This is a genomic window from Gemmatimonadales bacterium (assembly GCA_019637315.1).
Classification (GTDB): domain Bacteria; phylum Gemmatimonadota; class Gemmatimonadetes; order Gemmatimonadales; family GWC2-71-9; genus SHZU01.
The window spans coordinates 50,844-64,303 of the sequence record JAHBVU010000007.1 but is presented as its reverse complement, the minus strand read 5'-3'; the positions used below and the strand labels follow the sequence as shown (position 1 = coordinate 64,303).

The window sequence follows — 13,460 nt, the reverse complement described above, 5'->3', positions numbered from 1 at the left end:
GTGATTCGACCCCCGCTCAACGGTCATCCCTTCGTTCCGCCCGGCAGGACCCCGACCACGCAGGCCGCTTTCCGTCCGGCCGCGACCTGCCTGCTCGTCGCCGTGCTCGCCTTTCTGGGCGATTCGCTTTCCGCGCAGGAACCGGAGCCAACGGGCCGCGTCAGACTGAGCGGATACGTTCGTTCGTCGGCCAGTCGCGAAGTCATTCGCGGCGCGCAGCTGGTGGCCGGATCCGAAGGGATTCGAGCCGAGACGAACCAGGACGGCTTCTTCGTGCTGTCGCTGCCGCGAGGTGTCACGCCGATCCGGATTCGCGCGGTGGGCTACTACCCCGATACCACGACGGTCGAACTGACGACGTCGCTCTCTCGAGACTTCCTGCTTACTCCGCGCCCGTACGAACTGGAGGAAGTCGCCGTGCAGGGCGGACGCGACAGCTCCGATATCGATCCCGGAACCGTGGAGATGAGCACTGCACGGGTCGACATCCGGACGGTCCGACTGATTCCCGCCGTGCTTGGTGAGGTCGACCCGATCCGTACTCTGACACTGCTTCCCGGTGTCAGCAACGCCAGCGACTTCACGACCGGGTTCAGCGTTCGTGGCGGCACCGTCGACCAGAACCTGATTCGGCTCGACGAGGCGACCATTTACAACCCGTCACACGTCTTCGGTTTCTTTTCCGTCTTCAACGGCGACGCGGTCGACGACGTCAAGCTATATAAGGGTGCTATCCCGGCCCGTTTCGGCGGGCGACTCTCCTCGGTACTCGATGTGCGGCAGCGTGAGGGCAGCCGCAACCGGGTCGAAGGAACCGGGTCGGTCGGTGTGCTGGCCAGTCGACTGGCGGTGGAAGGACCGCTGCCCAACGAGCTGGGCTCGTTCCTGGTTGCCGGTCGGCGCACCTATGCCGATCTGTTTCTGCGATTGTCGAGCAATCCGGAGCTCAACCGCAACACGGCCTACTTCTATGACCTCAATGTCAAGACCACGCTGCGCCTGGGCTCGAACGGCTCGCTCATGCTGGCCGGATACCGCGGCCGCGACCGCCTGGGCCTGATCGATCGGTTTCAGGCAGGGTGGGGCAACACCGCAGGGAGCGCTGTCTGGAATCAGGCGGTCGGCAATCGGATCTTCTCCAAGGTGGTGCTGGCCAGCAGTGAATACGACTATGCCCTGGATTTCCTCGGCACGGGCCGAGATTTGCGCTGGGCCTCGCGGATCGGTGGCACCACCTTCGAGGTGAACGAGACCTTTTACATCGGCAACGGCAACACGGTCGAAGCTGGCGCCGAGCTCGTCTGGCATCGGATCGAACCGGGCAGCGTCGATCCGGTCGGCGCGTCGCCCGTGGTGCCGTTTCGGCTCGACGAACGTCGAGGGACGAGCCGGGCGGTTCATCTCAGTCACGAGATCGACCTCACCCCGGCAGTCTCGGTTCGCTACGGAATCCGGTATGCGGGCTTTCATCGCAACGGACCGGGAACCTTGTATCAGTACGCCGACAACGCGCCGGTGGTGTACGATCGGGTGCTCGAACGGTACCAGCGCGGCGAGCCCATCGACAGTGTGCGTTATGGCACTGGGGAACGGATTGCAGGGTTTGCCGGCCTCGAACCACGCGTCTCACTCAGGGTCGGTGTCAGTCCGACGGCCAGTCTCAAAGCGAGCTACACCCGGACCCGTCAGTATCTCCATCTCGTCTCGAACAGCAACGCCCCGACGCCGGTCGACGTCTGGGAGCCGGTGGGGCCCTATCTCGATCCGCAGCAAGCAGATCAGGTCGCACTGGGTTACGCCGCGACGCTCGGCGGCGACCAGTACGAGCTGTCGGTCGAGGGCTACTACAAGCGGCTCAGCAATGTCACCGACTTCGTCGATGGTGCGGATCTCGCGCTCAACGAACGGCTGGAAACGGAGATGTTGCAGGGAAGAGGGCGCGCGTATGGTCTCGAAGTCCATGCTCGGAAGCGGTCCGGCCGGCTGACGGGCTGGGTCAGCTACACCTTGAGTCGATCGGAACGACAGCTGACCGGACTCGGAGCGGGTGATGCCGGCATCAACCAGGGCCGCTTCTATCCTTCACCGTTCGACAAGACCCACGATCTCGCAGTCGTGGCGCTGCATCCGCTGGGTGGCCGCTGGTCGGTCGGCGGCACCTTCGTCCTCCGCAGCGGGTTGCCGGTTACCTACCCGGTATCGCGCGGTGTCTACGATGGCCTCTGGCTGCTCCAGTACGGCGACCGGAATGCGGCGCGGCTCCCGGCCTATCATCGGCTTGATTTGACCTTTACCCGCAGCTGGGGCGGGAAGCAGCTCCAGCTCGGTCTCTTCAACGCGTACAACAGGTTCAACGCTCAGTCGATCGCATTTCAGCAAGTCGAAGGCAACCCGACCCAGCTCGAGGCGGTGCAGACTTCGATCTTTGGTCTGGTTCCCAGCGCCTCGTTCTCCTTCCGGTTCTGATCGATGCCGCGTCTCGATTCGCCGTTCCGGTTGCTCGCGCTCCTCGCACTCCTGGCGCTGCCGGGATGCACGCGCGTGGTCGAGCTCGACTTGCCGGAAGGGCCGCGTCGTCTGGTCGTCGATGCCCGGATCGAGCTCCGCAACTGGGGCAACCCCGGCGAGCAGCGGATCGTGCTGACCACGACCGATGCGGTCACCGGAGTCGGCGCCACTCCCGCAGCCACCGGCGCTGTGGTCAGAGTCGAAGGCCAGCCTGGCGAGAGCTATCTCTTCACGGAGCGTCAACGGGGCAGCGGCGAGTACCTGCATGGGAGCTTCACACCGGTGGTGGGTCGTCGGTACACGCTGCTGATCGACTATCAAGGCGATCGCTATCGCGCCACCTCGACCCTCTTGCCGGTCGCCCCGATCGAGGAGCTCTACTTCGTCTATCAGGAAGCCTCGCTCGGAAGCGAAGCCGGGTATCGCGCGACGATCGATTACGCCGACCCGCCGGGCGTCAACAACTTCTACTTTTGGGAACTGAGCGTCGATGGTCGTCGCCGTGCTCAGATCGACCCCGGAACGCGATTCCGGATTCTCAGCGCCGACCGCTTCTACGACGGGGGGCGAATAGTTGGTTACACGCCATTCGACGAAGAGGTCCTTCTGCCGGGTCAACACGTCCAGATCCGACAGGTTGCCCTCTCTGAGGATGCATATCGTTACTACTTCGTGCTGCTCGAGCAAATGACCGGAGGCGGCAATCCTTTCGCTGCCCCGCCGGTCTCGGTCCGAGGTAATGTCGTGAATCTGACCACGCCGAGTCGCGTCCCCCTCGGGTACTTCCTCGCGGCAGAGTCGTTTGGCGCCTCGGCGGTGGTTCCGCCTCCGATCAGGTAATCGTCGCGTTTGCTACATGAAACGGGGTGACCTCGCGGCGACTCCTCACTCGTCGCCCGTATCGAAGCAGTTTTGTTGCAACTGGCCGATGGACAACAGCCCGAGAGACCCTTAGTATCCCCGAAGTTCGTATACAATTGTGTATTCGCATTTGCTTTGCCGAGACGGGGCCTCTGCCGTGCTGATTCACTCGTCCTGTCGTTCCGGTGTTCTCGAGCCTCGTGGTTTCGGCAACGGTCGTTCTTCATTGCGGTCGATCCGCGCGTGTTGGCGGTTCGTTGCTCGATCGTCCTCACGAGATACAGGGGTTGCACGTCACCGTCATGTCGTACCTGGAAACTGATCTGCCTCGATGCCAACGATAACTGTGCCACCGAAGCGCGGCAGTCGACACGGCTCCGCTCGCCTGTCCGAAGATTTCGTGATGGAAATCCGACGTGCCGCGCACGGGATGGGTTACTATCCCATTGCGCGCATGGCCCGGGCGAATCGTGTTTCTTATAAGACACTCCGCGACGCGTTACGCGGCTTGACCTATTCTCATGTCGACCGGGTTGCGGCGCCGTTTCACGGGCCAACGAGCAAGGCGGCGGGAGGATGCGTGGTTCGGCTCGACTCTGCGACGACCTGCGGATGGCAGGCCCGCTATCGCGGTCGGAGTAAGTACTTTTCGGACAGCCGGTTCGGGAAGGACGCCTATCGCGAAGCGAAGGCCTGGCTGCACCTGCAGCGTAACACCGAGCCCTGATTCAGTCCGACAAACGACAACGGCGCCGTCAGAACTCGCGGCGCCGCATCTCTTTGAACAGTTGCTTCGTCTCGGAATTTTCGTCGTTCTGCCGGACCCGAAGCGTGTCATCGTATTGCGACGAACGATCTTTCGGCGGAGCGACTTTCGCGTTGGCCTTTTTGACCAGCTTCGCGATCATCGCGTCTTCCTTCTTGCCCACATGACCTCCCGGTTTCCGCGTTGGACAGCAGCTTCCGCCCCGGATGGTAACGGGGTGCCACCCGGCGAGAAAGGGCCTGGGCCGGCAGCCCCCCTCAGCGCGAGGCGTTGACCGATCGGATCAAGGACTGCAGCACCAGGAACTTCTCGTAGACCGGGACCCCTTTGCGCTTCTGGCCCAGTTCGGCAAACAGCTCCCGCAGGCGGCCGCCCCGAGTGACATAGTACCGGAACGTCTCGGCGAAGTCTTCCTGCGGGTGCCGGGCGGCATAGCCGCTGACGTGATCGACGGGATTGATGGCGACCCGCCGCCGCTGAAAATCGACCCAGGCATCGTCGTTGACGCGATAGGCCTTCTTGGCCTCGCCAAAGACGCGCCGAAACGCGGCGGACTGGGTCCAATGCCAATGGTGATAGAGGAAACTGTGGCCCAGCTCATGGCTGATCAGGCCCACCAGCATCGTCCAGGGTATCTCGTCACGCCGACGGCCCGAGACATACTTCTGCTCGATCTCGACGATCTTGGGATAGGCCGGATCGACCCCTGACACTCCGGGTCGGAGCAGCACCCGATAGCCCCAGCTCGGTACCCGGGACACTTTGAGCAGGCGGCGAACCCGGAGCAGCGCGCGCGGAATCAGATCTCGGCCCGTGGCATCCTCACCGCACCAAGGGCAGTGATCCATCCAGTCGTCCACCCCCCGCGCGCAGTGGGCGCAGTCGCCTTCGAACTTGCTGTCCTCGTTCCACTCCTGTTCCGCGGCGCACCAAGGGCAGTAGGCCATCGGGTACTGCACCCCGCCGCCGCACCCCCCATCGCAGCGGGCGTCCATGCGAAAGCCGGCCGGGGCTTTGAGCGGTTCCGGCGACGATCGGGATTCCGCGATGTCGGATGCGCACCAAGGGCAATAGGAGAACTTGGGCGAAACGGCCCAGCTGCACTCGGGGCAGCGCTTGCCGGTGATTTCGCTCATCTCCGGCCAGCGCTGCGATCGGCCGCAGTCGGGGCAATACCACCAGTACCGCTTGAGCGGGTAGCCGCACCGACAGCGCGGATCGTCCGGCGGCACCCTAGGCATTGGCGTACCGGGCCATGGCGTCGGTGACGATCCGCTCGATCAACTGATGGTAGTCGAGGCCGATCTTCTCCGCGGAGTTGGCAAACTCGTGCCCTTCCGAGATATACGGGTTCGCGTTGGCCTCGAGCACCCAGACTTCGTCGTTGTCGGTGAGCCGAACGTCGATTCGGGCATAGTCGCAGAGCCACAATGCGCGGCAGGCGGTGCGGCAAATCCATTCGATCTGCTCTCGCGCAGCTGCCGACACCGGCCTGGCAAACTGATAACGGATCCGCCGCCGGAGTCGGTACGGCTCGTCCCATTTGGTGGACGACGTCGCAATCCGTTCTTCGGGCGCGTTCATTTCCTTGTCGAACACGAGCTCGGTGAGCGGCAGCACCTGGAGACCTGGGCCGTTGCCGAGCACCCCGGCGTACAACTCGCGACCCGCCACGAACTCCTCGACGATGGCCGGCTGCTGGTAGCGCTGATGAACAAACCCCACCCGCTCGGCCAGGCTGGCCACGTCGTTGACCACGGAAGCCTGCGCAATCCCAACCGACGCATCCGACGAGAGCGGCTTGACGATCAGCGGAAAGGGCATGGTCGGGGCTTCGCTCACCGTTTCTCCCAGGCGAAACGTGGTGAAGCCCGGCACCCTGATGCCGTGGTAGGCGAGCACCTTCTTGCTCATCGCCTTGTCTCGCGAGACCAGGAGCCCCTGTGCTGGCGAGCCGGTATAGCGGACCCCGATCGAATCGAGCAGCGCAGGGAAGACATAGTCGTTCCGCGGATCGCGAAACGCCTCGGCACAATTGACCACGAGGTCGGGCTTCCACTCGAGGCATGCGTCCAGGACGACACGCAGATCGTCGTAAACCCCGATCATCAGCGTCTCGTGGCCGTTGGCCTCCAGCGCCGCCGTCACCTGATACTCGACCTCCACGTCAGGCACGTCGACGGTACCGGCCATTTCGTCCTGCATCTGCTTGCGATGTCGTTCGGCCGTCCACCCGGTATAGGGGGTGTCGAAGACTACGGCGATTCGCACCGTCGGGGTTGCTCCGGCGTCTTGGGGAAGTGAAGGAGGACGGATCCCAAAGTACTACGCTACCTGCTCGCCCGGCCAGCGGTGACCGCCAGGCTTGCGAAACCTGCCGGCAGGATGCAACGTATGATTTCCAATAATTGTATACAAAGCAGCGAACCGTTCTCCCCGGGAGGCACCAGGTGCCGGCTCTCGCAGGTTTCGTGTTGGCGGTGATGGCTCTGCTGGTGGCTGGCCAGACCGGAGCGGCAGGACAGTCGGTTCCCGTTGCGGCGTCGGCCCCACCGCGCGGGATTCACAGTGTGGCAGAGTTGGAGACCTACCTGGACGGTGTGGTGCGGGTCTACATGCGCGAGAAGAATATCGCGGGCGTGACCGTGTCGGTCGTCAAGGATGGGGCGCTGTTCTTTTCCCGGGGCTATGGCTACGCGGACATAGCCAAGCGGACCCCCGTCGATCCGGCCACCACGATGTTCCGAATCGGTTCGGTCACCAAGCTGGTGACCTGGACGGCCGTGATGCAGCTCGTCGAGCAGGGCAAACTCGATCTCGACAGGGACGTCAACGAGTACCTCGACTTCAAGATTCCGGACACCTTCGCCGAGCCAATCACGCTGCGGCATATCCTGGCGCATACGCCAGGGCTCGAAGAAGATCCGCGCGGGCTCTTCACTACGGACTCCACCGCCATTCGGCCGATGAGCGAATGGCTGCCCAGTCATATGCCGGCGCGCGTCAGGCCGCCGGGTGCCTTTTCTGCCTATTCGAACTGGGGGACCGCGCTGGCCGGCTACATCGTGGAGCGGGTTTCTGGTCTGAGCTGGGATGACTACATCGAACAGCACATCTTCCAGCCGCTGGGCATGGCGCACACCACCGGACGGCAGCCGCTGCCAGCCAACCTGGTGCCCTACATGTCGGAAGGCTACGAGTGGAAGGCGCACCGGTACGAGCCGCGACCTTTCGAGATCGTCACAGGTGCAGCGCCCGCCGGTTCGATCTCCGCTTCGGCCAACGATATGGCCAAACTGATGATTGCCTACCTCGGCAATGGCACGTCCGGCTCGGCCACGATCTTTTCGCCGGCCACGGCCGCGTTGATGTACAGCCGTTTGCAGGGGCATGACCCGAGGATTCCTGGCTTTGCCCACGGCTTCTATGAGAAGTCGAGCCACGGCGTTCGCATCATTGGTCACGGTGGCGACACCCAGTGGTTTCATTCGGACCTGGCGCTGATCCTCGAGGACAACGTCGGCATCTTCATGTCGACCAACACGAGCACAGGTGGCGCGGTCAGTTTTGCTCCGTTTCTGCAGACCGTGCTCGATCGCTTCTATCCCGACACCACGCCGTTCCCGGTGCTCAGCGAGGGGGCCAAGACGGGCGCCAAGCGCTACGCCGGTGAGTATCTGATGAACCGCCGCAACTACTCCACCTACATGGCAGTCTTCGACCTGGCGAGTCCGGTGGTGATTCAGGCCGATGAGGACGGATCGCTGTATCTGCCGAGCATCGGTGCGCGGCTGGTGCCTGTCGATTCACTCTTGTTTCGTGACATGGTGTCCGGTGGTCTCTTCGCTTTCCGGGAGAATGATCGTGGGGTCATCACCCACGGCTTCATGGGTGCCGGGCCGATGATGGCCATCGAACGTTACGAGGGGTTGGGTGGCATCGCCTTCCACCGGAACGTGTTGATTGCCGGGCTCGTCGTCTTCGTCCTGATCCTGATCATCGCGCTGGTTCGCTTCGCGAATCGTGGGAACCCGGGACGCCAGCCGGTTCCCGACCTGATTGGCCGGGGGCGGCGCCTGACCGTGCTGATTGCCCTGAGTCAGATCGTGTTTGTCCTGGTGCTGGTATCGATCTTCGCCAAAGGTGCCGAGGCGATCTTCCAGGAGACGCCAACCAGCCTCAAGGTGGCTCTGGTCCTGCCAGTTCTTGGCGCAGTCCTGACGCTCCTGGCAGGGTGGGTGGCTATCGGGCAATGGCGGGAGGGCGCCGGAACGGTGATGGCGCGAGTCAGGCACAGCGCCGTAGTTGTACTGGCACTGCTGTTCTTTTGGTCCCTCTCGACCTTCAACTTGCTGGGGTGGAAAATCTAGTCAGTTGAGCCGGTCATACAGGTAAAAATGGCAATTTGCTGTCTGATTTTTTGACTGTCTGATTATCTGGCACTCTGATTGCTGGAACAGCGCCGAGGGTCGGCATCGAATGCCGACCCGCCCCATGGTCCCTGGGGGCTCTGGATGCCCGGGTAGAACGCTCGTGGCTCAAGAAAGGAGCGTCGTTGTGGCGAAAACGGTCGGTCGGCACACGGTTCGCTGGTGCAATAAGTCAATCGAGTGGCGGGCCATCGCTGCGGACGATCCGGAAGCGCGGCCGCAGCAGCCGGATCACAGGTTGGACGGGGCGGTCTGGTGCTATGAGCTCGATGGAATCACCTATTACGGTTTCCCGTTCGATCCGGTCGAGACCGGGATGACCACGCGCGACCGGGCCCTCAACTGGCTGAACCGGCACCATCTGATCATCCGACGCGAACACCTGACGCGAGAATGGCCCGCCGCTCTGCAGTGAGTAACTCGCAGGGTTAAGTTGTCCGGGTCCGCTAACGAATGTGAAACGGTAACTCGAGACGAGACGGTCTGATGGCCATTATCTGGATGAACGGCGCCTGGGTCGATCGCAGCGCCGCCAAAGTATCCGTGTTCGATCACGGTCTGCTGTACGGTGATGGGGTATTTGAGGGCATCCGCGCCTACAACGGCAAGGTGTTTCGCAACAAAGAACATGTCGATCGCCTGTACGATTCAGCACAGGCGATTGCGATGACCATCCCGATGCCGCGCGAAGAGATGGCGCGGCTGATCGAGGAGGGTGTCGCGAAGCTTGGCATTTCCGAAGCCTATATCCGTCCTATCGTCACTCGTGGTGACGGCGATCTCGGCATCGATCCCAAGAAGTGCACCTCGCCGACGGTGATCATTATCGTCGACGGTATCAAGATGTGGCCGTCCGATCGGTACGAGAACGGCCTGGCGTTGGTCACGGCCGGGACCCCGATTCCGCAGCGCGAGGCGTTGTCGCCTCGGATCAAGTCGCTCAACTATCTCCCGCATGTCTTCGCCAAGCACGAGGCCAACGTCGCCGGTGCCGACGACGCCATCATGCTCGACTCGGCAGGTCACGTCTGCGAGGGGTCGGGCATGAACGTCTGGATGGTCAAGGACGGTGTGCTCAAGACCCCGCCGCCGCACGCCGGAATTCTGCTTGGCGTGACGCGCCAGGTCATTTTTGAGGTGGCCGCAGCCGCCGGATATGACGCGCGCGAAGCCATGCTCAACCGGTATGACCTCTACACCGCCGATGAGATCTTTCTCTGCGGGACGGGAGCCGAGGTTGCCCCGGTTCGGCTCTATGACGGCCGCACCATCGGCACCGGCAGGCCCGGACCGGTAACGCAGGAGATCATGCGGCGTTATCGCGCCCTGGTGCGCGGAGAGTAGCGCCAGGTCCGCGGTCCGCCCGGCGATATCCGGGCGGACTGCGGGATTGCCGCTCGACGCGGCTGGCTTCATTATTCACGGGTTATTCTTGGAGGCCGTCCCGTGCCCTGGCGCGTGCTCGAGGTAGGCGACGAAACCTGGAACATCTCGATGGCTGCGGAGCGCCGGGCCAACTCGGAGCAGTGGGGCCTGGTCCTCTCGTTCCGATCCTCCGGTCCGGTTCCCAAGCGGTTCTGGGCGCCCGTCCCCATGCAGTCGACTTCCAAGGCGACCATCTACGCTCAGGCCGAGAAGCTCTCAAATCGGGAGCTGCAGGAAGTGCTCACTGAGTATCTGGCGCGGCGATAGGCGAGTATCATGTTGCAGCAGATTCCGCTCCAGGATCTCCGCCGGGTGGCTGGAACGCTCCAGGCACTCAAGGGCGAGACCATCGGTGATTGTGTGATGCGGTCCGATCTTCGTCAGCTCAAAGTCGAGCTGGACGACGGTCGAATCCTGGTCGTGGCCATCGAGCTCGACGATGCCGGGCGTCCGCACCTCTCGGTCGACGTGGCTTTGCCGCTCGACGAGCTCGGTCCGCAGCTCGAGGTCAATCTCGATTCCGGGGCCGCCTGAGTGGAGGGCCGCGGCCGTCTCAAGTTTGCGGAGTTCGTTCTCGACCGGGACGCAACCGGGTTGTGCCGCGCCCGCGTGGTGCTGTCGTGGCCGACCAGCACGCCCTTCGTAGGCGAGGCCGCGGGCCTGTCCTCACCCGCCGGGGAAATGCGCTGTGCCGCCCAGGCGTGCCTGGCGGCGATCTCCCGGGCAATGCCGGAGGCCGTCTTCGAACTCGTTGGGGTCAAGGCCGTCAGGGCGTTCGATGCGACCGTGGTGATCGCATCGCTTGCCACGCAGGGACGGATGGACGGCCCGCGGGTCGTCGGGTCGGCCCTGGTTCAGGAGGACTCCCCTCGCGGCGCGGCCCTTGCGGTCCTGAATGCCACGAACCGCCTGATCGGTTCGTCGAGCGAGTTGAGGCATTAGTGGCCAATTTCATACATTGCAACGGTTTGCCCGGTTCGGGCATCAAACTTCTGATTGGGTCTCACTGGACCCGCTCACACGGTTAACTTGCAACCTGGACTCTGAATCAACGGTCGATTTCCAATCACCGTGGGCGAGGTGATATGAAGCGCTGGCTCGCTGTCGTATTCGTGGTCGGAGGAGGGGCGGGGTGTGCCTCCGTTGCTCCCAATGGTGGAAACCCGGTGCTCCGTCCGGCACCCGTGGCGGCCGATCAGGCGCCCGGCGCCCAGGCTGCTGAGCTTGGTGCCAAGGGTGCTGCCTCGGACACCGGATTGTTGCGCAGGCTCGCAGCCGACTCGGTGCAGGACGAGAAGGACATGGCGATGCTCGATGAGCTGCACGACGTGTCTGCAGCCGAGACCGAGGCTGAAGTCAGCCTGAGTGCTCTCTTCGACATCAATGTGGCCCGGTACGCCGAACATTCTCGGGTCCAGTTCTACCTCGATTTCTTCCAGACCCGCGCCCGCGAACGGATGGCGGTCTGGCTCGAACGGCTGCCCGTCTACGAGCCGATGATCCATAACGCGCTCGCTGCGCATTCGCTGCCGCGAGACCTGCTGTATCTCGCCCTGATCGAGTCGGGGTATTCGAACACCGCCGTGAGCCGCTCCTACGCAGTCGGAATGTGGCAGTTCATGCGGCCGACCGCTCGGGAGTACGGGCTGCGGGTCGATGGCTGGGTCGACGAGCGGCGAGACCCGGTGAAAGCCACCCTGGCGGCCACCCGGTATCTCGCTGACCTGACCCGTCGGTTCTCCGGATCCCACTACCTCGCGGCGGCGGCGTACAATGGTGGCGGAGGCCGGGTGTCTCGCGGCCTGCGGATGCTCGGTGCGGGTGCCGATGTGGAGTACTTCAACCCGGCCGACTTCGCCGGCGAACTCGCTGCCGACACCACGGGCGACGATCGCTTCTTCCACCTCCGTGAGTCGAATTACCTGCATCAGGAAACCAAGGACTACGTTCCGAAGCTGATTGCGGCCGCGATGATCGCGAAGCAGCCGGAGAAGTACGGTTTCGACCCGATTCCGAAGGTCGAGCCGTACGCCTACGACTCGGTCGCGGTCAGTGAGCCGACCAGCCTCGAGGTCGTGGCGACGGCCAGCGGGGCCGAGGCCAGCGTCATTACCGGCCTCAATCCACACTACCTGCGCGGGGTGACGCCGCCCGGATCGTCCACCTGGTGGGTTCGAGTGCCGGTTGGGGCCGGCGTGGCGGCCAGTGAAGCGCTTGCTGCGCTGCCGAGCGCCGAACGCCTGCCGACCATCGCACACACCGTGCGCCCCAACGAAACCCTTCGCGCCATCGGACGTCGCTATGGTATGACGACCGCCGAGCTGACCCGCTACAATCCCGAGATTGCCAGCGGCCCGCTCAAGCGGGGCACGGTGCTCAGGATTCCCGGCATCGCGCGCCTGCGCGGGGCCGAACCGGCCTCAGCTGGAGTCCATGTCGTTCGTCAGGGCGAAACGTTGGGCGGAATTGCGCGGCGGTACGGGATGTCGCTCAGCCAGATCCAGCGTCTCAACGGGATTCGGGCCAGCAGTGTGATTCGGGTGGGTCAGCGGATCCGGGTCAGCGGTTCGGAATCGGGGCGCGCAACTGCTGCGCAGGCGCCCGCGAGGACCGCGGCGGCAACCCCCACGGTGTACCTCGTTCGTCGCGGCGACACCCTGTCGGCCATTTCGCGGCGCTACGGGGTGTCGGTGCAGCAACTGATGGCGGCCAACCAGCTGTCGTCGGCCTCCGCACTCCGGGCGGGACAGCGCCTGACCATTCCGAAGTGATCAGGGTCGGCGCGGCGTGACGGGAGCTCCCCGCACGCCGCGCATGACCTTATCCGCGTAGACGGCAACGCGGGCGTTGGAGGTGGTATCCTCGAACGACATCATCGCACCCGTCGGTCCCAGGTTATACGCCCGCAGCGCCATTTCCAGATCGTGATCGTACTTGGCCAGCAACCGGCGCAGGACCCGGAAGCCGATCCGCAGATTGGTCTCCGGAACGAGCAGGTCCCGCCGGGTGATCGTCGGGTCGACTTCCTGGGCGGTGGCGAGACGGACCTGGGTCAGCCCGAGTGCCTGCATGGACGACTGTGCATTTGAGCGGAAGCTGCTTTCGACCTTGACCAGCTGGAAGCCGAGGGAGGGATGCAGCCCTTCCGCGACCGCGGCATCATAGATCTGCCCCGCCAAGTTCGCAGGAATGCGGTATGCCGTCGAGTACTGCGCCACCCGCGTCAGCCGATCGAGCTTGAGATCAGTGACCGACAACTTTCCCTCCAGTTCCTCGACCAGCCTGCTGAGTCGGGACAGCTCGTGATCGACATCGGCCGGCGGGGCCGGCGGGACGTCCCGCGCCGCCGTCAACCGCTCCGACACGCTCATGCCGACCCCCAGGAGCAACCCGCTTGCCAGGAGCAGGGTGCCGCGCTGTAGAATCAGGCCTGCTGTCCGTCGTATCCGCTGCATTGGTGTCTCCTTCGT

At 63.7% G+C, this 13,460-nt stretch carries 14 protein-coding genes; 10 read left to right on the top strand and 4 right to left on the bottom strand.

Going from position 1 to position 13,460, the window contains the following annotated elements; genetic code table 11:
• From KF785_08330 to KF785_08320, 3 genes are all read left to right on the top strand, one after another.
• Complete coding sequence (locus tag KF785_08330; GenBank protein MBX3146766.1) at positions 1–2,466, top strand: TonB-dependent receptor; 2,466 nt, start codon at positions 1–3, stop codon at positions 2,464–2,466.
• A 3-nt stretch (positions 2,467–2,469) separates the two neighbouring features.
• Positions 2,470–3,348 carry a DUF4249 domain-containing protein gene (locus KF785_08325; GenBank protein ID MBX3146765.1) on the top strand — a complete coding sequence of 293 codons (879 nt, stop codon included), beginning with the start codon at positions 2,470–2,472 and terminating at the stop codon, positions 3,346–3,348.
• A 352-nt stretch (positions 3,349–3,700) separates the two neighbouring features.
• Positions 3,701–4,096: a hypothetical protein gene (locus KF785_08320; GenBank protein MBX3146764.1), complete on the top strand. Its 396-nt coding sequence runs from the start codon at positions 3,701–3,703 to the stop codon at positions 4,094–4,096.
• 28 nt (positions 4,097–4,124) lie between these two features.
• Here the strand turns inward: KF785_08320 and KF785_08315 are convergent, their stop codons facing one another.
• From KF785_08315 to KF785_08305, 3 genes are all read right to left on the bottom strand, one after another.
• Positions 4,125–4,298, bottom strand: a complete 174-nt coding sequence (locus KF785_08315; GenBank protein MBX3146763.1) for a hypothetical protein — start codon at positions 4,296–4,298, stop codon at positions 4,125–4,127.
• A 94-nt stretch (positions 4,299–4,392) separates the two neighbouring features.
• Complete coding sequence (locus tag KF785_08310) at positions 4,393–5,271, bottom strand: putative zinc-binding metallopeptidase (GenBank protein ID MBX3146762.1); 879 nt, start codon at positions 5,269–5,271, stop codon at positions 4,393–4,395.
• Positions 5,272–5,368: 97 nt separating this feature from the next.
• Positions 5,369–6,406: an ATP-grasp domain-containing protein gene (locus KF785_08305; GenBank protein MBX3146761.1), complete on the bottom strand. Its 1,038-nt coding sequence runs from the start codon at positions 6,404–6,406 to the stop codon at positions 5,369–5,371.
• Between the two features lie 179 nt (positions 6,407–6,585).
• Between KF785_08305 and KF785_08300 the strand changes: the two genes are divergently transcribed.
• The 7 genes from KF785_08300 to KF785_08270 all read left to right on the top strand — a co-directional run bounded on the left by KF785_08300 (position 6,586) and on the right by KF785_08270 (position 12,761).
• A complete protein-coding gene (locus KF785_08300; protein ID MBX3146760.1) occupies positions 6,586–8,505 on the top strand; it encodes a beta-lactamase family protein in 1,920 nt (639 codons plus the stop codon).
• Positions 8,506–8,692: 187 nt separating this feature from the next.
• Positions 8,693–8,980 (top strand): hypothetical protein, encoded by a 288-nt coding sequence (locus tag KF785_08295; GenBank protein ID MBX3146759.1) that lies wholly within the window; start codon positions 8,693–8,695, stop codon positions 8,978–8,980.
• A gap of 71 nt (positions 8,981–9,051) precedes the next feature.
• Positions 9,052–9,909 (top strand): branched-chain-amino-acid transaminase, encoded by an 858-nt coding sequence (gene ilvE / locus KF785_08290; GenBank protein MBX3146758.1) that lies wholly within the window; start codon positions 9,052–9,054, stop codon positions 9,907–9,909.
• Positions 9,910–10,011: 102 nt separating this feature from the next.
• Positions 10,012–10,257: a hypothetical protein gene (locus KF785_08285; protein MBX3146757.1), complete on the top strand. Its 246-nt coding sequence runs from the start codon at positions 10,012–10,014 to the stop codon at positions 10,255–10,257.
• Positions 10,258–10,266: 9 nt separating this feature from the next.
• Positions 10,267–10,524 (top strand): hypothetical protein, encoded by a 258-nt coding sequence (locus KF785_08280; protein MBX3146756.1) that lies wholly within the window; start codon positions 10,267–10,269, stop codon positions 10,522–10,524.
• Positions 10,525–10,932, top strand: a complete 408-nt coding sequence (locus KF785_08275; GenBank protein ID MBX3146755.1) for a hypothetical protein — start codon at positions 10,525–10,527, stop codon at positions 10,930–10,932.
• 143 nt (positions 10,933–11,075) lie between these two features.
• Positions 11,076–12,761, top strand: coding sequence for a LysM peptidoglycan-binding domain-containing protein (locus KF785_08270; GenBank protein MBX3146754.1), 1,686 nt, complete (start codon positions 11,076–11,078; stop codon positions 12,759–12,761).
• On the opposite strand, the gene KF785_08265 is transcribed toward KF785_08270, so the two are convergent.
• Positions 12,762–13,445: a transglycosylase SLT domain-containing protein gene (locus KF785_08265; GenBank protein ID MBX3146753.1), complete on the bottom strand. Its 684-nt coding sequence runs from the start codon at positions 13,443–13,445 to the stop codon at positions 12,762–12,764.
• Positions 13,446–13,460 lie beyond the last annotated feature (15 nt).

What these genes read in the sequence shown, in the direction of transcription:
- KF785_08325 (MBX3146765.1), top strand. Translation starts at nt 2,470, where the DNA reads ATGCCGCGTCTCGATTCGCCGTTCCGGTTGCTCGCGCTCCTCGCACTC.
- KF785_08320 (MBX3146764.1), top strand. Translation starts at nt 3,701, where the DNA reads ATGCCAACGATAACTGTGCCACCGAAGCGCGGCAGTCGACACGGCTCC.
- KF785_08310 (MBX3146762.1), bottom strand. Translation starts at nt 5,271, where the DNA reads ATGAGCGAAATCACCGGCAAGCGCTGCCCCGAGTGCAGCTGGGCCGTT.
- ilvE (MBX3146758.1), top strand. Translation starts at nt 9,052, where the DNA reads ATGGCCATTATCTGGATGAACGGCGCCTGGGTCGATCGCAGCGCCGCC.
- KF785_08280 (MBX3146756.1), top strand. Translation starts at nt 10,267, where the DNA reads ATGTTGCAGCAGATTCCGCTCCAGGATCTCCGCCGGGTGGCTGGAACG.
- KF785_08270 (MBX3146754.1), top strand. Translation starts at nt 11,076, where the DNA reads ATGAAGCGCTGGCTCGCTGTCGTATTCGTGGTCGGAGGAGGGGCGGGG.
- KF785_08265 (MBX3146753.1), bottom strand. Translation starts at nt 13,445, where the DNA reads ATGCAGCGGATACGACGGACAGCAGGCCTGATTCTACAGCGCGGCACC.